This window comes from Enterobacter sp. 148H3, from assembly GCF_034107425.1.
GTDB classification, from domain to species: Bacteria; Pseudomonadota; Gammaproteobacteria; order Enterobacterales; family Enterobacteriaceae; genus Enterobacter; species Enterobacter vonholyi.
Genome location: NZ_JAWNEI010000013.1, coordinates 64,624 through 89,593, shown reverse-complemented (window position 1 = coordinate 89,593; position 24,970 = coordinate 64,624). Strand labels below are relative to the sequence as shown.

Here is a 24,970-nt window from a genome sequence, read left to right as displayed (position 1 = left end):
GTGTTGTTTCCATGCCTATCGGCAACCCCGCAGGTAAACTTGATGCTGAAACCGCGTCCATAAGAAAATAATATTTTTACGGGTTTATTATTAAAAAGTTAATACTTTATCCGCGGACAGCGTCCACTCGGCCAGCTCAACCAGCGTACCAATCTCTACGCCATCAATCAGCGGCAGACCGGTAATACCGCGGCCATCGGTGCAGGTCTTGCAAAGCTTCACAGGTACGTTTTGCGCGGTCAGGATCTCCAGCATCTGCTGAATGTTATAGCCCTCGGCTGGTTTTTGTCCCTTCAGGCCCGCGGTGACCGCGTCCGACATTAAAAAGAGTCGTAACGCGAGGTCACTCTCTTTTTCACGCAGCGCAATCGCCAAGCGCAGGCTGTTAAAAAGGGATTCGCTGCCGTAGGCCGCACCGTTGGCGACGATCAAAATCTTTTGCATGTTGACTCCTGTTCTTATAAAGGCACGAATATTGCTTAGCATTCCCGAGTTTCGCTGTTCCGGAGAGAAAGCATGACATTAATGGCTGGCATTTCGCCAGGCGCTGCCGAATGGCTCGAGCGCGCAAAGATGATGCGCCGGGAGCAGCTCAGCAAGCTGTCACAGCTTGGCGAGCTTGTGCACGGCATTAGCCAACTGGTGCACATGTTACAGTGCGAGCGTGGGGCGTCCAACGTCTGGCTCTGCTCACAGGGTAAGCTTTACGCCCCCGAATGCAAAGCCAGCCGGGCGCTGGTGGATGAAAACCTCGCAGCCCTTTACGGCATTCTTGAAACACAGTCGCCGATTCCGGGAAGTGCCGTCTGTGAACGCATCGGCGGCGCGCTCCTGAGCCTGGATATGCTTCCCGCGCTGCGCGACGGTGTGATTCAGCAAACGGTAACGGCACCCCAGGCGATGGAACACTACTCCCGCATGCTTCGCCATCTGCTCAGTATCGTACCGCAGCTTAATGACAGCATTGACGATCCGCAAATCGCAGGACGTTTTGTCGCGCTTTATAGCCTGATGCAGGGCAAGGAGCTGGCGGGACAGGAGCGGGCGCTGGGGGCGATTGGCTTCACGCAGGGTTTTTTCGATGATGTGACTCGCCAGAGGCTGGTTGACCGCATCGACGGGCAGCAGGCCTGCTTTGAAATCTTTCTCTCGCACAGCCACGCTGAGGTACAGGCCACCTTTGCCTTAAACTGCCAGCCCGATCGTGAAACGGAGCAGCTACGAAGGGTGGCCTGCACCCGCCAGCCCGCCGCCGATAACGGCCATACCGCACTGGCCTGGTTTGCGCTGCAAACCGCGCGCCTTGAGCATCTGCGCGCGCTGGAGGAGACGCTCATCGCCGATCTGATGACGGCGGTGGACGAGCGTATTTTCCGTAACGATGAGTACGTGCCTCCCGCCGATGAGCAGGACGATCCGCTGATACAGTACCCGGAAAAACCGTTGCTCACCCTGGTGCGCCAGCAGGCGCGTGAGATAGAACAGCTCTCGCGCCAGCTTGCGTCGCTGCGCGATACGCTTGAAGAGCGCAAAGTCATAGATAAAGCGAAAAGCGTTTTGATGACCCACCAGAATATGAGTGAGGAACAGGCCTGGACGGCGCTGCGCAAAATGGCGATGGATAAGAACCAAAGGATGGTGGATATCGCCCGCGCGCTGCTCATGGTGAAGAATTTGTGGCAGGTAATACCAAAGGAGTAGCTGCACAATCAGCGGGCATTTTGTGCCTGATTGAGGTGCGTAAACCTGAGGGTAAAGCGGGATACACCGCGAAAACCGCGTGTTAAAACCTGGCATTCGCTTTGCATTATCAGATTAACCATTTTTGACGATGCGCCAACGGCGGTGCATTCGTCTTCGGGATAAAGGCGTCCACTGGTGCTTCGGCATCGTGGGCGCTTTTTTTTGGTTTTTATTCAGGAGTGGTCATGGCGGATTTGTCGAGACGGCGTTTATTGCAGGCCAGCATGCTGGCGAGTGGCGCAATGCTGTTACCGGGTATCATGCAGGCCGCATGGGCGGCAGGCTCGGATAAACCGGAGCAGGAAACAGTGCGCATCGGGTTTATCCCGCTGACCGACTGCGCGCCCGTGGTTATCGCGGCGCTGAAAGGCTTTGATAAAAAATACGGCATTACCATCGTGCCCACCAAAGAGGCGAGCTGGGCGGCGGTGCGCGACAAGCTGGTGGCGGGCGAGCTTGATGCCGCGCACATTCTCTACGGCCTGCTGTACGGCCTGGAGCTGGGCATTGCCGGCAAGCCGCAGCAGATGGCAAACCTGATGACGCTTAATCAGAACGGCCAGGCGATTACGCTTTCCAGCGATCTGGCGGAGAAGGGCGTTCGAGACCTTGACGGGCTGAAAAAGCTAATTGGTCAGCAGGCGCCCGGCACCTACACCTTCGCGCACACCTTCCCGACCGGGACGCACGCCATGTGGCTCTACTACTGGCTGGCCAGCGCGGGCATTAACCCCTTTGACGACGTGCGCACGGTGGTGGTGCCGCCGCCGCAGATGGTGATGAACATGCGCATTGGCAACATGGTCGGCTTTTGCGTCGGCGAGCCGTGGAACGCGCGGGCGATTAACGACCGCATCGGCTTTACCGCCGCGACGTCACAGTCTGTCTGGGCCGACCATCCGGAAAAAATCCTCGGCACGCGTCGCGACTGGGTGGAGAAAAACCCGCACACCGCGCGGGCGCTGGTCAGCGCGGTGCTGGAGGCCGCACGCTGGATCGAAGCCTCCCCGGAAAACAAGCGCGAGACCGCGCGGATCCTCTCCCGCCGGGCGTGGCTCAACTGCAAGGAACAGTTTCTCACCGGGCGAATGCTCGGCGAGTACGACAACGGCCTGGGCCAGCGCTGGCAGGACGCGCACCCGATCCGTTTCTTCAACGAGGGGGCCGTCAGCTACCCATATCTCTCCGACGGTATGTGGTTCTTAACCCAGTTCCGCCGCTGGGGCTTGCTCAAAACCGCGCCGGACTACGCGGGTATTGCACAGCGCATTAACCAGACCGCTGTCTGGCAGGATGCCGCCACGGCGGTGGGGGGCATCACCACACCGACTTCACCATTACGCAGCAGCACATTGATGGACGGCACCGTCTGGAACGGTACCGACCCGGAAGGATACGCCAGCCGTTTCGCCATTCATCGTAAAGGGGCCTGATTATGCAGCATCTGCAAAAGACGAAATCACCAGATACGCCAGAGAGTGGGGAGGTGATTGTCCTCCCTCCGGTGCAGGTTCGCCGCCGTACGCCGACGTTTGCGCGTCGGATTAACGCGATCCTTCAGCGCATCATTCCGGCGTTAATCGGTCTGGGACTGCTGGTCGTGCTGTGGCAGCTGGCGGCGATTAACAGCAAAGGTTTCCCGACGCCGCTCAGCACGCTCGATTCCGCCATTACTCTGTTTGCCGATCCGTTTTATCGCGACGGGCCTAACGATATGGGCATCGGCTGGAACGTGCTCGCTTCATTACAGCGCGTGGCGGTGGGCTTTGGCCTGGCCGCGTTCGCCGGGATCCCGCTCGGCTTCCTGATTGGCCGCTTCACCTTTTTTTCGCGCATGTTCGGCCCGCTGATCGCGCTGTTACGCCCGGTTAGCCCGCTGGCCTGGCTGCCCATCGGCCTGCTGCTGTTCCAGAAAGCGGAGCCCGCGTCGAGCTGGACCATTTTTATCTGCTCTATCTGGCCGATGGTGATCAACACCGCCGAAGGCGTGCGCCGCATTCCGCAGGACTACCTCAACGTTGCCCGGGTGCTGCAGCTTTCCGAGTGGACCATCCTGCGCCGCATTCTCTTCCCGGCGGTGCTGCCCGCGGTGCTGACCGGGGTGCGCCTCTCCATCGGCATCGCCTGGCTGGTGATTGTCGCCGCCGAGATGCTGACCGGAGGGCTGGGGATCGGCTTCTGGATCTGGAACGAGTGGAACAACCTCAACGTCGAAAACATTCTCATCGCCATCGTCATCATTGGCGTGGTCGGGCTGCTGCTGGAGCAGGGGCTGATGCTGATCGCCCGGCGCTTTAGCTGGCAGGAAAAATAAGGAGCGAACATGAAACCATTAATTCAGGTCCAGGCCGTGAGCCAGCGTTTTTCCACCGCCAGCGGCGAGTTTCTGGCGCTGCAGAACGTCTCTTTTGATATCCACGAGGGCGAAACCGTGAGCCTGATTGGGCACTCTGGCTGCGGCAAATCGACGCTGCTGAACCTCATCGCCGGTATTACCCTGCCGACGGAAGGCGGGCTGATTTGTGACAACCGCGAAATCGCCGGGCCGGGGCCGGAGCGCGCGGTGGTGTTCCAGAACCACTCGCTGCTGCCGTGGCTCACCTGCTTCGACAACGTGGCCCTGGCGGTAGATCACGTGTTTCGCCACAGCATGAGCAAGGCGGAGCGCAGGGAGTGGATTGAACACAATCTCGACCGCGTGCAGATGGGGCACGCCCTGCACAAGCGCCCGGGGGAGATCTCCGGCGGCATGAAGCAGCGCGTCGGGATTGCCCGCGCGCTGGCGATGAAGCCGAAAGTGCTGCTGATGGATGAACCCTTCGGCGCGCTCGATGCGCTGACGCGTGCTCATCTGCAGGACTCGGTAATGCAGATCCAGCAGGCGCTTAACACCACCATCGTGCTCATTACCCACGACGTGGACGAGGCGGTGCTGCTCTCCGATCGCGTGCTGATGATGACCAACGGCCCGGCGGCGACCGTCGGGGAGATCCTGCGCGTCGATCTGCCGCGCCCGCGCAACCGGGTGCAGCTGGCGGACGACAGCCGCTATCACCACATGCGCCAGCAGATCCTTCATTTCCTCTATGAAAAGCAGCCAAAAGCGGCGTAGCGAGGGGGCTTTGATGCGACTGGTCATTATCGGAAATGGCATGGCGGCTACACGGCTGATTGCCTCGCTCACCGGGCGTGCTGCCGGTCGTTTCGCTATCACGGTCATCGGTGACGAGCCGGAACATGCCTATAACCGCATCCAGCTTTCGCCGGTGCTGGGCGGTGAAAAGCAGGCTGCAGACATCTGTCTTCAGGATGACGACTGGTACCAGGCGCGCGGCGTGACGTTGCTGCGGGGCGAAAAGGCGATCGCCGTAAACGTGGACACGCGGGAAGTGCAAACCGCCGCCCGCACGCTGGATTGGGATGCGCTGGTGTTTGCCACCGGATCAACGCCCTTTATTCCGCCAATCCCCGGCTGCGATGCGCCGCATGTGTTCACGTTCCGTACCCTGGCAGATACCCGGGCCATTCAGGCGATCGTCGGTCCTGCGGTGGTGCTGGGCGGCGGCGTGCTCGGGGTTGAGGCGGCGGCTGCGCTGGCGCGTTCAGGTCACGAGGTCACGCTTGTTCATCGCGGTCCGTGGCTGATGGAGCAGCAGCTGGATCGGCAGGCGGGAATGCTGCTGGAAGAGGCGCTGGCGGCGCGGGGCGTGCGCTGTGAGCTCGTCTCTGGCATCGCAGCGGTGAACGGAGATAGCGTGACGCTGTTTAACGGACGCAGTATCGCCGCCGCGCGCGTGGTGCTAGCGACCGGCGTGCAGCCCAGCGTCGCGCTGGCGCAGGCCAGCGGCATTCGCTGCGCGCGCGGCATCGTGGTGGATCACCAGATGCAAACCTCCGAGCCGGACGTCTACGCCATTGGCGAGTGCTGCGAAATTGACGGCCAGACGTTTGGCCTGGTCGCCCCCTGTCTGGCGCAGGCGGATATCCTTGCCGCGCGGCTGGCTGGGGACGTCACCGCGCCGTTTGTCCTGACTGACAACGGCGTACGCCTCAAGGTGACCGGCGTGGAGCTGTTCAGTCTCGGTCGCGCGGCAGAGCGGGAGGGCGACGTGGTCTGGAGCGCATGGGATCCGCTGACCCGTCACTATCGCCGTTTACTGATCAATCAGGGGGCGCTGGCTGGCGTACTGCTGATGGGCGACTGCCGCAGCGCGGCAACATTTACCGATTTACTGGCAACGGCTGCGCCCGCCCACGCGGACTGGCTGTTCGATCGTTTTACTACGCAACCGCAGGTTGCAGGACACAATGCTATGACAAAACCTACTCTGGTGGTGGTTGGGCACGGTATGGTCGGCCATCATTTTCTCGAAGACTGCGTTAACCGCAATCTGCATAAGCAGTATCAGATCGTTGTCTTTGGCGAGGAGCGCTATGCCGCCTACGACCGCGTGCATCTGTCGGAATATTTTGGCGGCCGCAGCGCGGCGTCGCTCTCGCTGGTGGAGGGGAATTTCTTTGCCGACAACGGCATTGAGCTGCGCCTGTCGCAGCAGGTCGTCGCTATCGATCGCGACGCGCGCGTTGTACGCACCGCCAGCGGGCACGAAACCCACTGGGACAAGCTGGTGCTGGCGACCGGCTCATACCCGTTCGTGCCGCCCGTGCCGGGCAACGATTTGCCGGGCTGTTTTGTCTACCGCACCCTTGACGACCTGGACAACATTGCGGCGCATGCGGCGGGCTCGCGCCGCGGCGTGGTGATTGGCGGCGGCCTGCTCGGGCTGGAGGCGGCGAATGCCCTGAAGCAGCTCGGGCTGGAAACCCACGTGGTGGAATTTGCGCCTAACCTGATGGCGGTCCAGCTCGACAACGACGGCGCGATGATGCTGCGCAAGAAAATTGAGGCGCTGGGCGTCGGCGTTCACACCAGTAAAGCGACAACGGAGATCGCCACGGCGGACGGCGGGCTGGTGCTGCGCTTTGCCGATGGCGAACAGCTGGAAACGGACATGGTGGTCTTTTCTGCCGGCATTCGTCCCCAGGACGCGCTGGCGCGCAGCAGCGGGCTGGCTATCGGCGAACGCGGCGGGATCTGCATTGACGACGGTTGCCAGACCTCCGATCCGGACGTGATGGCCATCGGCGAATGCGCGCTGTGGGAAGGGAAAATCTTCGGTCTGGTCGCGCCCGGCTATCAGATGGCGCGGGTGGCCGCCGCCGCGCTGGCGGGTGAGGATAAAACCTTCGCCGGCGCGGATATGAGCACTAAGCTCAAGCTGCTCGGCGTGGACGTCGCCTCGTTCGGCGACGCTCACGGGCGCACGCCGGGGGCGCTGAGCTATCAGTGGACGCACGGTCCGCAGCAAATCTACAAGAAAATCGTGGTCAGCCACGACGGCAAAACGCTGCTCGGCGGCGTGCTGGTGGGTGACGCCAGCGAATACGCCACGCTGGTGCAGATGATGCTTAACGGGATAGCCCTGCCAAAAGAGCCGGAAACGCTGATTTTACCCGCGTCGTCAGGCAGCGCGCCGAAAGCGCTCGGCGTGGCGGCGCTGCCGGAAAGCGCGCAAATCTGTTCGTGTCATAACGTCAGCAAGGGCGATATCTGCCGGGCGGTGAGCTCGGGCGCGACGGATATCGGCGCCGTTAAGCAGTGCACCAAAGCGGCGACCGGCTGCGGGGGATGTAGCGCGCTGGTGAAGCAGGTGATGGAGTTCCAGCTGGCTGAGCAGGGCGTGGAGGTGAAAAAGGACATCTGCGAGCACTTCCCGTACTCGCGCCAGGAGATTTACCACCTCGTGCGCGTCAACCATATTCGCACCTTTGACCAGCTTATCAGCCGCTACGGACAGGGACACGGATGCGAAATTTGTAAGCCGCTGGTGGGGTCAGTGCTTGCCTCGTGCTGGAACGAGTATCTGCTGAAACCGGCACACCTGCCGCTGCAGGACACCAATGACCGCTACTTCGCCAATATCCAGAAAGACGGTACCTACTCTATCGTGCCGCGCATGCCGGCGGGGGAAGTGACCGCGGACGGGCTGATCGCCATCGGGCAGATTGCGAAACGCTACAGCCTGTACAGCAAAATTACCGGCGGGCAGCGTATCGACCTTTTCGGCGCCACTCTGGAACAACTGCCTGAGATCTGGCAGGCGCTGGTCGAGGCCGGGTTTGAAACCGGGCACGCTTACGGGAAATCCCTGCGCACGGTGAAATCCTGCGTCGGTTCAACCTGGTGCCGCTACGGGGTGCAGGACTCCACCGGCCTCGCGGTCAGGCTTGAGCACCGCTACAAGGGCCTGCGCGCGCCGCACAAAATCAAAATGGCGGTCTCCGGCTGCACCCGCGAGTGCGCGGAGGCGCAGAGCAAAGACGTGGGGGTGATTGCCACCGATAAAGGCTGGAACCTCTATCTCTGCGGCAACGGCGGGATGAAGCCGCGCCATGCGGATCTCTTCGCCAGCGATCTGGATGACGAAACGTTAATCCGCACCGTCGACCGCTTCCTGATGTTCTACATCCGCACGGCGGATCGCCTGCAGCGCACCAGCACCTGGATGGATAACCTGGAAGGCGGTCTCGACTACCTGCGGGAGGTGATCCTCAACGACAGCCTGGGTATCGCCCACGAGCTGGAGCAGGAGATGGCCCGGGTGGTGGAAACCTATCAGTGCGAATGGCAAACCACGCTTAACGATCCCAACCGGCTGGCGCTGTTCCGCACGACGGTGAACGACACCACGCCGGATGAAAGCAAGCGCTGGCAGGAAATTTGCGGCATCGACGATATCCCCGAGCAGGCGGGCATCGGCGCGCGGCTTGGACGTAAGCCGATTGCGCTCTTCCGATTTGGCAAAACCGTTTACGCCCTCGACGATCGGGAACCGGGCGGTAATGCGAACGTGCTTTCACGCGGCATTCTTGGCGATGCGGCGGGCGAGCCGGTGGTGATTTCACCGCTGTATAAGCAGCGCATTCGCCTGCGCGACGGCTGTCAGGTAGAGAACGGCGAACCCGCGGTGCGCGCCTGGCCGGTGAAAATTGAAAACGGCAAGGTATGGGTTGGCAGCGACGCCCTGGTAATGCGTGCGGAGGCTTCATGACGGAAACCCGGACAACGTGCCCCTACTGCGGGGTCGGCTGCGGCGTAGTTGCCAGCGTGGAAGGTGAAGCGGTCAGCGTTCGGGGAGATGAAACCCATCCTGCGAACCTGGGACGTCTGTGCGTGAAAGGATCGGCCCTGGGGGAAACGACGGGGTTACAGGGGCGATTGCTGCGCCCCGTTGTTGACGGACTTGAGGTGGACTGGGCGCAGGCGCTGAACGCGGCAGGGGAGCGTCTGCGGGAGATTATCGACACATGGGGACCGCAGGCGGTGGCGTTTTACGCCTCCGGACAATTGCTTACCGAGGACTACTACGCCGCCAACAAGCTGATGAAAGGGTTTATCGGTGCGGCAAACATCGATACCAACTCCCGGCTCTGCATGTCTTCGGCGGTGGTTGGCTACAAGCGCGCCTTCGGCGAAGACGTGGTGCCGTGCAGCTACGAGGACGTCGAAAACAGCGATCTGGTGGTGCTGGTGGGTTCAAACGCGGCCTGGACGCATCCGGTGCTCTATCAGCGGCTGGTGCAGGCGAAGCGCAACAACCCGCAGATGAAGGTGGTGGTAATCGATCCGCGCAGAACCGCCACCTGTGATATTGCTGACCTGCATCTGGCGCTCGCCCCCGGCAGCGACGCCGGCCTGTTTGTAGGATTGCTCAATCTGATTCAGGGGACCGAGGCGTGGCCGATTGCCCGCGTGGCGGCGTTTTGCGATCTTCCGTCAGAAGACATTGGTACCTTTTACGACTGGTTTATCACCGCGCCTCGCGCAATTACGCTCTACACCATGGGTATCAACCAGTCCGCCAGCGGCAGCGACAAGTGTAACGCTATTATTAACGTTCATCTTGCCAGCGGGAAGTTCAACCGTCCGGGCTGCGGCCCGTTTTCGCTGACCGGACAGCCAAACGCGATGGGAGGAAGGGAGGTGGGCGGACTGGCGAACCAGCTGGCGGCGCACATGAACTTTGAGCCGGACGATCTTTCGCGGGTGGCGCGTTTCTGGGGAACGGAACGGCTGGCGCAGACGCCGGGGCTGATGGCGGTGGAGTTGTTTGACGCCATTGCCCGCGGTGAGGTGAAGGCGGTGTGGATTATGGGCACTAACCCCGCCGTGTCGCTGCCGGACAGCCACGCGGTGTGTCAGGCGCTGGCGGGCTGCCCGCTGGTGATGGTCTCTGAGGTGATGAACGATACCGACACCAGCCGGTTCGCCCATATCCGTTTTCCGGCTTTGGGCTGGGGAGAAAAGGACGGGACGGTGACCAATTCCGAGCGGCGCATTTCACGCCAGCGCGCGTTTCTGCCTGCGCCGGGCGAGGCGAAGCCGGACTGGTGGATCGTCGCGCAGGTAGCGAAGCGGCTGGGCTACGGCGAGGCCTTTGCCTGGCAACATCCGCACGAGATTTTTTGCGAACATGCGGCGCTGACGGCCTTTGAAAATGACGGCGCGCGTGCGTTAAACCTTCATGACCTTGCTGCGCTAACCCGTGAGGAGTGGGAGCAGCTTGAGCCTTATCAGTGGCCGACGGGGGATTTCCCGCGCCGAAACATTGTTCCCGTTAACCCTCTGTCGCACGGTGCGACGGTCAGCGCGTTGTACCCGCTGATTCTTAACTCGGGGCGCATCCGCGATCAGTGGCATACCATGACCCGAACGGGATACGTAGCCAGACTGATGCAGCATATCGCCGAACCGTTTGTTGAGGTTTGCCCCGCAGACGCCGTTCGGCTTTCCCTGTGCGACGGCCAGCTGGCGCGAATTAGCTCGCCGCGCGGCATGATGGTCGTCAGAGTACGAATCAATGACGGGATACGGGAAGGCGAGGCGTTTGCCCCGATGCACTGGAACGCTGAGTTTGCCCGCCAGGGAAAGGTGAATGCGCTGGTGGAAGGGCGCTGCGATCCGGTTTCGGGCCAGCCGGAGAGTAAACAAACCGCGGTCAGAATTCTGCCGTGGCAGCCTGCCTGGCAGGGGGAACTCTATGCCCGGGAATGGCCGGAAATGCCTTCTTCCGTTTACTGGTGGCGCAAAGCCTCACGTCTGACGGTGGCGTGCGATAAACCTTTGCTGTCGTGGGTAATGGAATACGCCGGCGTCCGGGGCTGGCAGCTGCAGGTTGCCCAAACCGGCGAACGCAGCAGCGTGCTGGCCTGGCATGAAGGTCAGCTGATGCTGGGCTTCTGGGAGGGCACCGCGTTACCGGCGCTGGCGCATACGGTGATTGAAGCCGCTTTTCAATCACCACCCGTGCTGGCCTCAGAACGTCACGCCTTGCTGAACGGACAGAGCGTCGGGAAGGAAGCGGATCCGGGACGCATCATCTGCAGCTGTTTCAGCGTCGGGGAGAATGCGATACGGGAGGCGATCGTCGGAGGGTGTGATTCCGTCAACGCGCTGGGGGCGAAGCTGCGCTGTGGTACGAACTGTGGTTCCTGCGTGCCGGAGCTGAAAGGGCTGTTTCAGGATAATCCTGAAATGTCCGCCAGGACTGCATTTCAGGGCTTATCGCGTTAACATAATAAGAGTTTATTCATAAACACAGGTTCTTATTGACGACGTTGATGGCTGTATCGTCCCGCATTCGTTTGCTGTTTTTACTCCCCCTTCTTACGGTCGGAGCCGTTCACGGTGCGCCGAATTCCTTTATCCAGCAGGCACAAAATCCCTTTGATAATGACGGGGATAATCTGCCCGACCTCGGCATGGCGGCGCCAACCGGCGAGGGGGAGAAGCATCTGGCCGAAATGGCGAAAGCCTTTGGTGAAGCCAGCATGACCGACAATGGACTGACGACCGGCGAGCAGGCGCGTCAGTTCGCGTTTGGTCAGGTGCGCGACGCGGTAAGCGGCGAAGTGAACCAGCAGATTGAGTCCTGGCTTTCGCCCTGGGGGAACGCCAGCGTGAACTTGCTGGTGGACAACGATGGCAAATTTAACGGCAGCAGCGGGAGCTGGTTTATCCCGTGGAACGATAACAACCGTTATCTGAGCTGGAGCCAGCTTGGCCTGACCCAGCAGACGGATGGCCTGGTGAGTAACGCTGGAATCGGCCAGCGCTGGGTCGCCGGGAAATGGCTGCTGGGTTACAACACTTTTTACGATAACCTGCTGGATGAAAACCTGCAGCGTGCCGGGCTGGGCGCGGAAGCGTGGGGGGAAAATCTGCGCCTGTCAGCCAACTATTATCAGCCCTTTGCCGGCTGGCGTGAGCGCTCTGACGTCCGGGAGCAGCGCATGGCGCGCGGATATGACGTCACCGCTAAAGCCTGGCTGCCGTGGTTCCATCACCTGAACACCAGCGTCAGCTTCGAGCAATACTTTGGCGATAACGTCGATCTTTTCAACAGCGGAACCGGCTACCACAATCCGGTAGCGGTGAATCTGGGGCTTAACTACACCCCCGTTCCGCTGGTCACGTTGACGGCCGGGCATAAGCAGGGCGAAAGCGGCGAGAGCCAGAATAACCTCGGGCTGAAGCTCAACTATCGCTTTGGCGTGCCGCTGGTGAAACAGCTTTCCGCCGGTGAAGTCGCCGCCACGCGATCCCTGCGCGGAAGCCGCTACGACTCGCCGGAGCGCAATAGCCTGCCGGTGATGGAGTTCCGTCAGCGCAAAACGCTGTCCGTGTGGCTGGCAACGCCGCCGTGGGATCTGAAGGGGGGCGAGACCGTCATGCTGAAGCTCCAGGTCCGCAGCACGCACGGCATTCGTCAGATACACTGGCAGGGGGATACGCAGGCATTGAGCCTGACGTCACCGGCGAAAAGCAACAGCACCGACGGCTGGAGCGTGATTATGCCTGCCTGGGATGACAGCGAAGGGGCGACAAACCGCTGGCACCTGTCGGCGGTGGTGGAAGATGAGAAAGGCCAGCGCGTCTCGTCCAATGAGATCGCGCTTGCTGTGGTGCAGCCGCTGGTCGCATTGCCTGACGACGATCCGCGCTGGAAGCTGCTGCCGGATGAGTAGCCCTTAAAAAATGCGTTCCTGATGCACCCACACCGCGGCTTCGACGCGGGATTTAAGCTTCATTTTCTTCAGCATATGCTTCACGTGCACTTTGACCGTACTTTCCGTGATGTCCAGGCGCCGGGCGATCATTTTGTTCGGCAGCCCCTGGGCAATGAGCTTGAGAATGTCGCGCTCGCGCGGCGTTAGCTGGCTGACGTCGCGGTCAGAGGTGGCGCGGTTGGCGCGCAGGCTGGCGGCCAGCACCGGCGTTAAGGCTTCGCTGAGAACCATCTCGCCCGCCGCAGCCTGCTGCAGCGCCTTAAGCAAGTCTTCCGGCTCCATGTCTTTGAGCAGATAACCATCCGCCCCGCGCTTCAGCGCCGTGACCACATCCTCTTCATGGTTCGAGACGCTAAAGACGACGATGCGCCCGGAAAGCGATTTTTCCCGCAGCTTGTCGAGGGTCTCCAGACCGTTCATGCCGGGCATATTCAGATCGAGCAGGATCAGATCGGGATCGAGGGATTCGGCAAGCTCAATGCCCTGTTCGCCGTTGCTGGCTTCGCCAACCACGGTGATATCGGGTGCCATGCTGACCAGCTGTTTTACGCCAGTACGCAGCATCGGATGGTCGTCGATCAACAGGATGGATGCCGGTTCCTGATTAGTCATGGGTTTCTCCTTGAGCAGTTGTAAGCGGTTTCTCGGGAATAAAGGTGACGACAACTTCCGTGCCGCCCGTCTCTCTCCGGCGAACCTGGCAATCACCGCGCAGGCTTTGGGCGCGGTCTCGCATAATAATTAAACCATAGTGGTTAGTGCGTTCGGCATTTTCCGGCACGCCGCGGCCGTTGTCGTGAACCGTAAGCTTCACCTGGTTGTTGTGCTGGCTGACGGTGACCGTTACCGCCGTCGCGCCGGAGTGCTTGAGCACGTTGCTCAGCGCTTCACGGGCGATCTGCAGTAAATGTATGGCCTGATGGGAGGGGACAAACCGCGGCGGCAGCTGGTAGTCAAGCTTCACCGGGAACCCCAGCCGGGCGCTAAATTCATGACAGCTGGCCTCCAGCGCCGGACGTAGGCCCGGCTCGGTCAGCTGCAGGCGGAAGGTGGTCAGCAGCTCGCGAAGCTGCACCCAGGAGGTGTTCAGCTCGTTGCGGATCTGGCTAAGCAGCTGCTTATTGCTTTCCGGCATCTCTGCATCCTGCATCTGCAGGCAGCTCACCTGCATTTTCATACAGGAGAGCGACTGGGCGATAGAGTCGTGAAGCTCGCGGGCGATAGTCGCGCGCTCTTCCATGACGATCAGCTGTTGTTGCTTTTCCTGATGCCTGTCGAGCGCCAGCGTGGCCGTTAGCTGTTCGACCAGCGTATCAACCAGCTGCTGCTGGTCGTGGCTCAGATGACGCCCGGCTGGCAGCGTTGCCAGCAGAATACCGTACTGGGTGTGGCTGTCGGTCAGGCGCCACTTCAGGGTGGTGCCGCCGGACGTCAGCGGCGGCAGGCCGCGAGGGCAAAGATGGCAGCCTTTGTCATCGCACGACATATCCGACTGGCAGGTAAATTCCTGATGGTTATCTTCGTCTTCCACGTCGTAGACGCGCAGCTCAAGGTCGTGCAGCAGGGTCAGATTTTGCAGGCCGTTCAGCACCGGAGAGAGGCGCTCGCATAGCGGCACCTGCATGTGCAGACGGCGGTTGGCTTGCCACAGGAAGGATAGGATCTCGTTTTTCTGCTCCAGTCCCGCCGTTTTTTCCTGAACGCGCTGTTCCAGTACCGCGTAGCTCTCGGAGAGCTCTGCCGACATGGTGTTGAGCGCCTGGCCAAGCATGGCCATCTCGTTGCGCCCGCTGATGTGCGTGCGCTGGGTAAAATCGCGTGCGGTCACCGCGCGGGCCATCGCCAGCAGCTGTTTCCACGGGTTCAGCAGCCGCGCGCGGAGCCAGACGATGGTGAAGATCAGCAGCAGCCCCATAAACAGCGCCATTGCGCGGTGCACCATCACCACCCGGTCGATGCGTAATTCGGTCGTCTGGTCAAAAGCGGAGACCAGCGCATCAATACGTGAGACGAACCCCGCAACGTCCTGCGCAACGGTTTCCGTGCTGCGAGCCTGTTTCAGCCCGGGCTGCAGCTGGGTGTGCCAGTAACCCTGAAGGGCGTTAAGCTGGGACTGCTGACCGGCGCGGATGGCGGCGTTTTCCAGCTCGGGGCTGAAGACCGTGCGCTCCATTTCATCAATCAGAGGCCGATCGTCCTGCGTCAGGGGGACCGACGCCAGCAGGCGATAACTCTGCATGCGTAGCGAGCCTGCCTCGTTGATGGCATGCGCATTACCCTGTACTCCCTGTACCAGCCAGCCGGAGATCGCCATGCCGGTCACGCCGATGGCGGTGGACAGCAAAACAATCAGGGCTAGCTGATTCACGAGCGTCAGCGGAGATAAACATCTTTTTAACATAGAGGTGGCGTGCTCCTGACGTGGCCTGCTTGCAGGAATGGCGCTATTCTGGTGCATACCCTGGAGTATACCCATACCAATAAAGGATTACCCCTAAATTGCCAACGGAGTAGGGGGAAGGAGGTGGGAGTAGCCAGGAACCGTCAGTGCCGTGAAAAACCACGTCTTTTTTACCGAATTAGCCTACTCACTAAGGGTGAGACCTTATTTTGCGCCGCAAATCCTCCCACTTTTCCTTTGATTTATATCAACTTACCGCCGCCCTAAAACCCTAATGTTTGCAGCATCATTCGAGAATCAGAGGTGTCTATGAGTCACTCATCCGCTCCCGAAAGGGAAAATGGTGCCGTTATTACAGACTGGCGTCCAGAGGATCCGGCGTTCTGGCAACAGCGCGGCCATCGTGTAGCAAGCCGGAATCTTTGGATTTCCGTGCCGTGTTTGTTATTGGCGTTTTGCGTATGGATGTTGTTTAGCGCGGTGGCGGTCAATCTGCCGAAAGTGGGTTTTACGTTTACGACCGATCAGCTGTTTATGCTGACCGCGCTGCCGTCGCTGTCAGGCGCGCTGCTGCGTGTGCCTTACGCGTTTATGGTGCCGGTCTTTGGCGGCCGTCGCTGGACGGCATTCAGTACGGGCATCATGATCGTCCCCTGCGTCTGGCTCGGCTTCGCGGTGCAGGATACCTCTACGCCGTTCAGCGTGTTCGTGATTATCTCCCTGCTGTGCGGTTTTGCGGGTGCGAACTTCGCCTCCAGCATGGCGAACATCAGCTTCTTCTTCCCGAAAGCGAAGCAGGGCGGCGCGCTGGGTATTAACGGCGGTCTGGGCAATATGGGCGTGAGCGTGATGCAGCTGATTGCCCCGCTGGCGATATCTGTTTCTATTTTTGCGGCCTTTGGCGGCGGTGGCGTTGAGCAGGCGGATGGTTCTTCCCTCTATCTGCAAAACGCCGCCTGGATCTGGGTACCTTTCCTGGTGGTCTTCACCCTCGCAGCCTGGTTCTTTATGAACGACCTGTCCGCGTCGAAGGCGTCGCTGAGCGAACAGCTGCCGGTGCTGAAGCGTGGACACCTCTGGGTGATGGCGCTGCTGTATCTGGCCACCTTCGGTTCGTTTATCGGCTTCTCGGCGGGCTTCGCAATGCTGTCGAAAACGCAGTTCCCGGAGATTCAGATCCTGCACTTTGCCTTCTTCGGGCCGTTTATTGGTGCCCTTGCACGTTCGCTGGGCGGCATGGTCTCTGACCGCCTGGGCGGTACCCGCGTGACGCTGGTTAACTTCGTGGTGATGGCGGTCTTCTGCGCGCTGCTGTTCCTCACGCTGCCGGCCGACGGACAGGGCGGTAACTTCATCGCCTTCTTCGGTGTGTTTATGGTGCTGTTCCTGACGGCGGGGCTGGGGAGTGCGTCCACCTTCCAGATGATCTCCGTGATCTTCCGTAAGCTGACGATGGATCGCGTGAAAGCGCAGGGCGGGAGCGAAGAGCAGGCAATGCGCGAAGCGGCGACGGATACGGCTGCGGCGCTGGGCTTTATCTCAGCCATCGGCGCGATTGGCGGCTTCTTTATCCCGAAAGCGTTCGGTATCTCTCTGGATCTGACCGGCTCTCCGGCCGGTGCCATGAAAGTTTTCCTCGTCTTCTATATCGCCTGCGTTGTGATTACGTGGCTGGTATATGGCCGAAATACCAAGAAAAATAAGTAAGTGTGATTATCCGTTTACGCGGCCTTCGGGCCGCGTTTTTTTTAGCCTGAATAATAGTTACAACATACTTACGGCTTTTACGGCGGGCGCCTGCGGTGACACTGCGATCGCCATCGCTTTGCAGGTGGGTCTACCCCTTAATACCTGAGATGTTAAATTTCGACTGGCTTTTTGTACGATGAAATAACATTAACCTTATTTTTCATATTGATATGGATTTTTTGGAGATACCGCTTTGGTGGTATTTGGTGTAACCCCTCGCCTGAAAGTCCCTCCTCGTCTTGATCGTTATCAATTCTCCCCCTCTTTCAGGGCGTTACCTTCGCTGCAAATCAGCAATGTCGATTTAGAGAGCCACAGGCTCCATACAGGAGATACCCGATGAGCAAATTTTTGGACCGGTTTCGCTACTTCAAACAGAAGGGTGAAACTTTTGCCGATGGGCACGGCCAGGTTCTGGATACCAACCGGGACTGGGAAGACGGTTACCGTCAGCGCTGGCAGCATGACAAAGTCGTCCGTTCGACCCACGGCGTGAACTGTACTGGCTCATGCAGCTGGAAGATTTTCGTTAAAAATGGTCTGGTGACCTGGGAAATGCAGCAGACCGACTACCCGCGCACCCGCCCGGATATGCCAAACCATGAACCGCGCGGCTGCCCGCGTGGCGCCAGCTACTCCTGGTATCTCTACAGCGCTAACCGTCTGAAATATCCGCTGATGCGCAAGCGGCTGATGAAAATGTGGCGTGAAGCGAAAGCGCAGCACAGCGATCCGGTTGATGCCTGGGCCTCCATCATTGAAGACGCGGATAAAGCGAAAAGCTTCAAGCAGGCTCGCGGCCGCGGCGGCTTTGTGCGTTCCTCATGGAAAGAAGTGAACGAGCTGATTGCCGCCTCCAACGTCTACACCGTTAAAACCTACGGTCCTGACCGCGTGGCTGGCTTCTCGCCAATCCCGGCGATGTCGATGGTCTCTTACGCCTCCGGGGCTCGCTATCTGTCGCTTATCGGCGGGACCTGCCTGAGCTTCTACGACTGGTACTGCGACCTGCCGCCGGCGTCTCCGCAGACCTGGGGCGAGCAGACCGACGTGCCGGAGTCCGCCGACTGGTACAACTCCAGCTACATTATCGCCTGGGGTTCAAACGTTCCTCAGACCCGTACGCCGGACGCGCACTTCTTTACTGAAGTCCGTTACAAAGGCACCAAAACCGTGGCGGTAACCCCTGACTACGCGGAAATCGCCAAGCTCTGCGATCTGTGGCTGGCACCGAAACAGGGTACCGATGCCGCGATGGCGATGGCGATGGGTCACGTCATGCTGCGCGAATTCCATCTTGATAAGCCAAGCCAGTACTTCACCGACTACGTCCGCCGCTACACCGACATGCCAATGCTGGTCATGCTGGAAGAGCGTGACGGGTACTATGCCGCAGGACGTACGCTGCGTGCTGCCGATCTGGTGGACGCGCTGGGTCAGGAAAATAATCCTGAGTGGAAAACCGTTGCCTATAACAGCAACGGCGAGCTGGTGGCGCCAAACGGCTCTATCGGCTTCCGCTGGGGCGAGAAGGGCAAGTGGAACCTTGAGCAACGTAACGGCACCACCGGCGAAGAGACTGAGCTGCGCCTCAGCATGCTGGGCAGCCAGGATGAGATCGCCGAGGTCGGGTTCCCGTACTTCGGCGGCGAAGGTTCCGAGCACTTCAACAAGGTTGAACTGAAAAACGTACTGATGCACAAGCTGCCGGTGAAACGCCTGCAGCTGGCCGACGGCTCCACCGCGCTGGTCACCACCGTTTATGACCTGACCATGGCGAACTATGGTCTGGAACGCGGCCTGGGCGATGAAAACTGCGCAACCGGCTATGACGACGTGAAGGCCTACACCCCGGCCTGGGCGGAACAGATTACCGGCGTGCCACGCGCGCACATTACCCGTATCGCACGCGAGTTCGCAGAAAACGCGGACAAAACGCACGGCCGTTCGATGATCATCGTCGGTGCCGGTCTGAACCACTGGTATCACCTCGATATGAACTACCGTGGACTGATCAACATGCTGATCTTCTGCGGCTGCGTCGGTCAGAGCGGCGGCGGCTGGGCGCACTACGTTGGCCAGGAGAAACTGCGTCCGCAGACCGGCTGGCAGCCGCTGGCGTTTGCCCTCGACTGGCAGCGTCCTGCACGCCACATGAACAGCACCTCTTACTTCTATAACCACTCCAGCCAGTGGCGCTACGAGACGGTCACCGCGCAGGAACTGCTCTCGCCGATGGCGGATAAATCCCGCTACAGCGGCCACCTGATTGACTTCAACGTGCGCGCCGAGCGCATGGGCTGGCTGCCGTCGGCGCCGCAGCTGGGCACTAACCCGCTGCGCATTGCGGAAGAGGCGAAGAAAGCGGGCATGTCGCCGGTGGATTACACCGTGAAATCGCTGAAGGATGGCTCAATCCGCTTCGCGGCGGAACAGCCGGAGAACGGTAAAAACCACCCGCGCAACCTGTTCATCTGGCGCTCCAACCTGCTGGGCTCGTCCGGTAAAGGCCACGAGTACATGCTGAAATACCTGCTCGGTACCGAAAACGGTATCCAGGGGAAGGATCTCGGCAAGCAGGGCGGCGTGAAGCCGGAAGAGGTGGAGTGGAAAGATAACGGTCTCGACGGCAAGCTGGATCTGGTGGTAACCCTCGACTTCCGTCTGTCCAGCACCTGCCTGTACTCCGACATCGTGCTGCCAACCGCGACCTGGTACGAAAAAGACGACATGAATACCTCGGATATGCATCCGTTTATTCATCCGCTGTCTGCGGCCGTTGACCCGGCGTGGGAATCGAAAAGCGACTGGGATATCTACAAAGACATCGCGAAGAAATTCTCCGAAGTCTGCGTGGGGCACCTGGGCAAAGAGACCGACGTGGTGACGCTGCCAATCCAGCACGACTCTGCCGCCGAACTGGCGCAGCCGCTGGACGTGAAGGACTGGAAAAAAGGCGAATGCGACCTGATCCCGGGCGTGACCGCGCCGCACATTATTCCGGTTGAACGTGACTACCCGGCAACGTACGAGCGCTTTACCTCTATCGGTCCGCTGATGGAGAAAATCGGTAACGGCGGGAAAGGGATCGCCTGGAACACCCAGAGCGAAATGGACCTGCTGCGCAAGCTCAACTACACCAAAGCGGACGGCCCGGCGAAAGGCCAGCCAATGCTCAATACGGCAATTGATGCGGCGGAGATGATCCTGACCCTGGCACCGGAAACCAACGGCCACGTTGCCGTGAAGGCCTGGGCGGCACTGAGCGAGTTCACCGGTCGCGACCATACGCACCTGGCGACGAATAAAGAGGAAGAGAAAATCCGCTTCCGCGATATTCAGGCCCAGCCGCGCAAGATTATCTCCAGCCCGACCTGGTCAGGCCTGGAAGATGAGCATGTGTCCTACAACGCGGGCTACACCAACGTTCACGAGCTGATCCCGTGGCGCACCCTGTCCGGCCGTCAGTCGCTGTATCAGGATCACCAGTGGATGCGCGACTTCGGTGAAAGCCTGCTGGTTTACCGTCCGCCAATCGACACCCGCTCCGTGAAAGCGGTGATGGGCGCGAAATCGAACGGTAACCCTGAGAAGGCGCTGAACTTCCTGACGCCGCACCAGAAGTGGGGGATTCACTCCACCTACAGCGACAACCTGCTGATGCTGACCCTGTCGCGCGGCGGTCCGATTGTCTGGATGAGCGAAACGGACGCCAAAGACCTGGGTATTGAAGATAACGACTGGATTGAAGTGTTCAACAGCAACGGCGCCCTGACGGCGCGTGCGGTGGTGAGCCAGCGCGTACCGGCCGGGATGACCATGATGTACCACGCGCAGGAACGTATCGTTAACCTGCCCGGTTCAGAGATCACCGAGCAGCGCGGCGGGATCCACAACTCCGTGACCCGCATTACGCCTAAGCCGACCCACATGATCGGTGGTTATGCACAGCTGGCCTACGGCTTTAACTACTACGGCACCGTAGGATCGAACCGCGATGAGTTCGTGGTGGTACGTAAGATGAAGAACATTAACTGGTTAGACGGCGAAGGTAATGACCAGGTACAGGAGAGCGTAAAATGAAAATTCGTTCACAAGTCGGCATGGTGCTGAATCTGGATAAATGCATCGGCTGCCATACCTGCTCGGTCACCTGTAAAAACGTCTGGACCAGCCGCGAAGGTATGGAGTACGCCTGGTTCAACAACGTAGAAAGCAAGCCGGGCACCGGCTTCCCGACCGACTGGGAAAACCAGGAGAAGTGGAAGGGCGGCTGGATCCGTAAAATCAACGGCAAGCTGCAGCCGCGCATGGGCAACCGCGCTTGGCTTCTGGGAAAAATCTTCGCCAACCCGCACCTGCCGGGCATCGACGATTACTACGAGCCGTTTGATTACGACTACCAGAACCTGCACAACGCGCCGGAAAGCAAACACCAGCCGATTGCCCGTCCTCGCTCGCTGATCACCGGTCAGCGCATGGACAAGATCACCAGCGGTCCAAACTGGGAAGAGATTCTGGGCGGCGAGTTCGAGAAACGCGCCAAAGACCAGAACTTCGAGAATATGCAGAAGGCGATGTACGGCCAGTTCGAAAACACCTTCATGATGTATCTGCCGCGTCTGTGCGAGCACTGCCTCAACCCGGCGTGCGTGGCGACCTGCCCGAGCGGCGCGATCTACAAGCGTGAAGAAGACGGTATCGTGCTGATCGACCAGGACAAGTGCCGCGGCTGGCGTATGTGCATCACCGGCTGCCCGTACAAAAAGATCTACTTCAACTGGAAGAGCGGCAAGTCAGAGAAGTGCATCTTCTGCTACCCGCGTATCGAAGCCGGAATGCCGACCGTCTGCTCAGAAAGCTGCGTAGGCCGTATTCGCTACCTCGGCGTGCTGCTGTATGACGCGGACGCGATTGAAAATGCCGCGAGCACCGAGCACGAGAAAGATCTGTATCAGCGTCAGCTGGACGTGTTCCTCGATCCGAACGATCCGAAGGTGATTGAGCAGGCGCTGAAGGACGGCGTGCCGCAGAGCGTGATTGACGCGGCGCAGCAGTCACCGGTGTACAAAATGGCAATGGACTGGAAGCTCGCGCTGCCGCTGCACCCGGAATACCGCACCCTGCCGATGGTCTGGTACGTGCCGCCGCTGTCGCCGATTCAGTCCGCGGCTGACGCGGGCGAACTGGGCAGCAACGGCATCCTGCCGGACGTTGAAAGCCTGCGTATTCCGGTTCAGTACCTGGCGAACCTGTTGACCGCAGGGGACACCCAGCCGGTCCTGCTCGCGCTGAAGCGTATGCTGGCGATGCGTCACTTTAAACGTGCGGAAACCGTAGACGGCGTGATCGATACCCGCGCGCTGGAAGAGGTCGGTCTGACCGAAGCGCAGGCGCAAGAGATGTACCGCTATCTGGCGATTGCCAACTACGAAGACCGTTTCGTGGTGCCGAGCAGCCACCGTGAGCTGGCCCGCGAAGCCTTCCCGGAAAAAAATGGCTGTGGCTTTACCTTTGGCGACGGCTGCCACGGGTCAGACAGCAAATTCAACCTGTTCAACAGCCGCCGCATCGATGCCATGGATGTGACCAGCAAAACGGAGCCGCACCAATGATTGAACTCGTCATTGTTTCGCGCCTGCTCGAGTACCCGGATGCTGCGCTTGCGCAGCATCAGCAGGAACTCTTTGATGCACTCGCGTCATCTGAAAATCTGGATAAAGACGATGCCCAGCGGCTTGGCGTTTTCCTCCGCGATCTGCTGGCGCGCGACCTTCTGGATGCCCAGTCGGACTACAGCCAGCTGTTTGACCGGGGGCGTGCGACCTCGCTGCTGCTGTTTGAACACGTTCACGGTGAATCCCGCGACCGCGGTCAGGCGATGGTGGACCTGATGGCCCAGTACGAACAGCACGGCCTGCAGCTCGACAGCCGCGAGCTGCCGGATCATCTGCCGCTGTATCTGGAGTACCTGGCGCAGCTGCCGAAAGAAGAGGCGCTGGGCGGTCTGCAGGATATCGCGCCGATCCTGGCGCTGCTCGGCGCGCGCCTGCAGCAGCGCGAGAGCCGCTATGCGGTGCTGTTCGATCTGCTGGTGAAGCTGGCCAACGCCTCGGTCGACAGTGAAAAAGTGGCGGAGAAAATTGCGGATGAAGCCCGCGATGATACGCCACAAGCGCTGGATGCGGTCTGGGAAGAAGAGCAGGTGAAATTCTTTGCTGACCAGAACTGCGGCGAGTCTGAAATCTCCGCTCACCAGCGTCGTTTTGCCGGCGCGGTTGCCCCGCAATATTTGAATATCTCTAACGGAGGACGGCACTAATGCACTTCCTGAATATGTTCTTCTTTGACATTTACCCGTATATCGCGGGCACCGTGTTCCTGGTGGGAAGCTGGCTGCGTTACGACTACGGCCAGTACACCTGGCGTGCCGCCTCCAGCCAGATGCTGGATCGTAAAGGGATGCATGTGGGTTCTAACCTGTTCCACATCGGTATTCTGGGGATTTTTGCCGGTCACTTCCTGGGGATGCTGACGCCGCACTGGATGTATGAAGCATGGCTACCGATTGAGGTGAAGCAGAAGATGGCGATGATCGCCGGCGGTGCCTGCGGGGTGATGACCCTGGTGGGTGGCCTGCTGCTGCTGAAACGTCGTCTGTTCAGCCCGCGCGTGCGTGCGACCACGACCGCAGCGGATATTCTGATCCTCTCCCTGCTGATGGTGCAGTGCGCGCTGGGCCTGCTGACCATTCCGTTCTCGGCGCAGCATATGGACGGCAGCGAAATGATGAAGCTGGTCGGCTGGGCGCAGTCCGTGGTGACCTTCCACGGCGGAGCCTCCGCGCACCTGGACGGCGTGGCGTTTATCTTCCGCGTTCACCTGGTGCTGGGAATGACGCTGTTTGTGCTGTTCCCGTTCTCTCGTCTGGTGCATATCTGGAGCGCGCCGGTGGAGTACCTGACGCGCAAATACCAGATTGTGCGCGCCCGTCGCTAATTCGCCGTTTTGATACCAACCCCGCACTCGCGGGGTTTTTTTTCGCCCCAGCCCAGGTTGTTGCCCGCTGCAGCAAACAGGATCAGCGCGCCGCCCGCGAGCTGCGTCAGGTTCAGCGAGTGTCCGAACACCAGATTATCGACAACGATCGCCACCACCGGATAGATAAACGACAGGGAGCCGGTTATAGGCGTCGGCAGCTTCTGAATTGCGCTGTAGAGCAGCTGGTACATAATACCGGTATGGACGATGCCCAGCGTCAGCAGGGTAGGCCAGGGAAAATCACCTGAAAATGACGGCATGCTGGCAAACGGCAAAAGCATCACGACGCCCGTCAGCACCTGGATAAAGGCAATATGCTGCGGCGCGATTGTTTTCAGCTTGCGCGCAATGATTGCCGTCAGCGCGTAGAAGAAGGCCGCGGCCATTGCCAGGCCGATTCCGGCGAGCCATTCACTGCCATGCGCGCCGGTCAGCTCGCTGGAGAGCAAGATCACCACGCCGCCAAAGGCGAGGAACAACCAGCCCCATTTCAACAGGCTGACGCGCTCGCCTAAAAACATCCCCATCAGGACCAGCATAAACGGCTGGGTGTTATAGACCACGGTCGAAAGACCAATCGAGATCCGTTCATAGGCCGCGAAGAGCAGCAGCCAGTTCACCACGAGCGCTACGCCGCCGAGAATAGCCAGCATCAGCGTGGTGCGGGTGAGGGGGCTAAAGGGCTTTTGACTCACCCGGATAAAAATAAAAAGCGCCATTGCCCCGATAAGGCAGCGCCAGAACACCACTTCCGTTACCGGCAGGCCGCTGAGCAAAACAAACGCACCGATAGAGCCGGAAATTAACATCGCCAGGCCCATTTGCCAGACGCCTTTATGTAAATCACGCATCATCCACCTCCTGATTAATGACGTTATTGTCGAAAATCGCTGTCGGGTTTTACAG

General features: G+C 59.9%; 16 protein-coding genes. 12 read left to right on the top strand and 4 right to left on the bottom strand.

What is annotated here, in order from left to right; genetic code table 11:
* Window positions 1-90: 90 nt before the first annotated feature.
* Window positions 91-444, bottom strand: coding sequence for a DsrE/DsrF/TusD sulfur relay family protein (locus USH94_RS18095; protein ID WP_111965919.1), 354 nt, complete (start codon window positions 442-444; stop codon window positions 91-93).
* A 72-nt stretch (window positions 445-516) separates the two neighbouring features.
* Between USH94_RS18095 and nasR the strand changes: the two genes are divergently transcribed.
* The 7 genes from nasR to USH94_RS18060 all read left to right on the top strand — a co-directional run bounded on the left by nasR (window position 517) and on the right by USH94_RS18060 (window position 12,831).
* Complete coding sequence (nasR, locus tag USH94_RS18090) at window positions 517-1,701, top strand: nitrate regulatory protein NasR (protein ID WP_111965920.1); 1,185 nt, start codon at window positions 517-519, stop codon at window positions 1,699-1,701.
* 227 nt (window positions 1,702-1,928) lie between these two features.
* On the top strand, window positions 1,929-3,176 hold the full coding sequence (locus USH94_RS18085) for a CmpA/NrtA family ABC transporter substrate-binding protein (RefSeq protein ID WP_111965921.1): 1,248 nt from the start codon (window positions 1,929-1,931) through the stop codon (window positions 3,174-3,176).
* Between the two features lie 2 nt (window positions 3,177-3,178).
* Entirely contained in the window at window positions 3,179-4,057 is an 879-nt protein-coding gene (ntrB, locus tag USH94_RS18080; protein WP_111965922.1) for a nitrate ABC transporter permease, read from the top strand.
* A gap of 9 nt (window positions 4,058-4,066) precedes the next feature.
* Window positions 4,067-4,855 carry an ABC transporter ATP-binding protein gene (locus tag USH94_RS18075; protein WP_033145769.1) on the top strand — a complete coding sequence of 263 codons (789 nt, stop codon included), beginning with the start codon at window positions 4,067-4,069 and terminating at the stop codon, window positions 4,853-4,855.
* 13 nt (window positions 4,856-4,868) lie between these two features.
* Entirely contained in the window at window positions 4,869-8,855 is a 3,987-nt protein-coding gene (nirB, locus tag USH94_RS18070) for a nitrite reductase large subunit NirB (RefSeq protein ID WP_111965923.1), read from the top strand.
* On the top strand, window positions 8,852-11,377 hold the full coding sequence (locus tag USH94_RS18065; protein WP_111965924.1) for a nitrate reductase: 2,526 nt from the start codon (window positions 8,852-8,854) through the stop codon (window positions 11,375-11,377). Before nirB ends, USH94_RS18065 begins: the two co-directional genes overlap by 4 nt.
* 47 nt (window positions 11,378-11,424) lie before the next feature.
* Complete coding sequence (locus tag USH94_RS18060) at window positions 11,425-12,831, top strand: YchO/YchP family invasin (RefSeq protein WP_111965925.1); 1,407 nt, start codon at window positions 11,425-11,427, stop codon at window positions 12,829-12,831.
* Window positions 12,832-12,834: 3 nt separating this feature from the next.
* Here the strand turns inward: USH94_RS18060 and narL are convergent, their stop codons facing one another.
* Together narL and narX are read right to left on the bottom strand one after the other, a co-directional pair.
* On the bottom strand, window positions 12,835-13,485 hold the full coding sequence (gene narL, locus USH94_RS18055; RefSeq protein ID WP_008499531.1) for a two-component system response regulator NarL: 651 nt from the start codon (window positions 13,483-13,485) through the stop codon (window positions 12,835-12,837).
* Window positions 13,478-15,274, bottom strand: coding sequence for a nitrate/nitrite two-component system sensor histidine kinase NarX (gene narX, locus USH94_RS18050; protein ID WP_111965926.1), 1,797 nt, complete (start codon window positions 15,272-15,274; stop codon window positions 13,478-13,480). Before narX ends, narL begins: the two co-directional genes overlap by 8 nt.
* 309 nt (window positions 15,275-15,583) lie before the next feature.
* On the opposite strand from narX, the gene USH94_RS18045 reads away from it, so the two are divergent.
* From USH94_RS18045 to narI, 5 genes are all read left to right on the top strand, one after another.
* Window positions 15,584-16,981 carry a NarK family nitrate/nitrite MFS transporter gene (locus USH94_RS18045; RefSeq protein WP_048989619.1) on the top strand — a complete coding sequence of 466 codons (1,398 nt, stop codon included), beginning with the start codon at window positions 15,584-15,586 and terminating at the stop codon, window positions 16,979-16,981.
* A gap of 381 nt (window positions 16,982-17,362) precedes the next feature.
* Complete coding sequence (locus USH94_RS18040) at window positions 17,363-21,106, top strand: nitrate reductase subunit alpha (RefSeq protein WP_111965927.1); 3,744 nt, start codon at window positions 17,363-17,365, stop codon at window positions 21,104-21,106.
* Window positions 21,103-22,638, top strand: a complete 1,536-nt coding sequence (narH, locus tag USH94_RS18035) for a nitrate reductase subunit beta (protein ID WP_111965928.1) — start codon at window positions 21,103-21,105, stop codon at window positions 22,636-22,638. The genes USH94_RS18040 and narH overlap by 4 nt, the downstream gene beginning before the upstream one ends.
* Complete coding sequence (narJ, locus tag USH94_RS18030; RefSeq protein WP_045404951.1) at window positions 22,635-23,345, top strand: nitrate reductase molybdenum cofactor assembly chaperone; 711 nt, start codon at window positions 22,635-22,637, stop codon at window positions 23,343-23,345. The genes narH and narJ overlap by 4 nt, the downstream gene beginning before the upstream one ends.
* Complete coding sequence (gene narI / locus USH94_RS18025) at window positions 23,345-24,022, top strand: respiratory nitrate reductase subunit gamma (protein WP_023312107.1); 678 nt, start codon at window positions 23,345-23,347, stop codon at window positions 24,020-24,022. Before narJ ends, narI begins: the two co-directional genes overlap by 1 nt.
* On the opposite strand, the gene USH94_RS18020 is transcribed toward narI, so the two are convergent.
* Window positions 24,019-24,915: a DMT family transporter gene (locus tag USH94_RS18020; RefSeq protein ID WP_111965929.1), complete on the bottom strand. Its 897-nt coding sequence runs from the start codon at window positions 24,913-24,915 to the stop codon at window positions 24,019-24,021. The two genes, narI and USH94_RS18020, sit on opposite strands and share 4 nt — an antisense overlap.
* Between the last annotated feature and the right edge of the window lie 55 nt (window positions 24,916-24,970).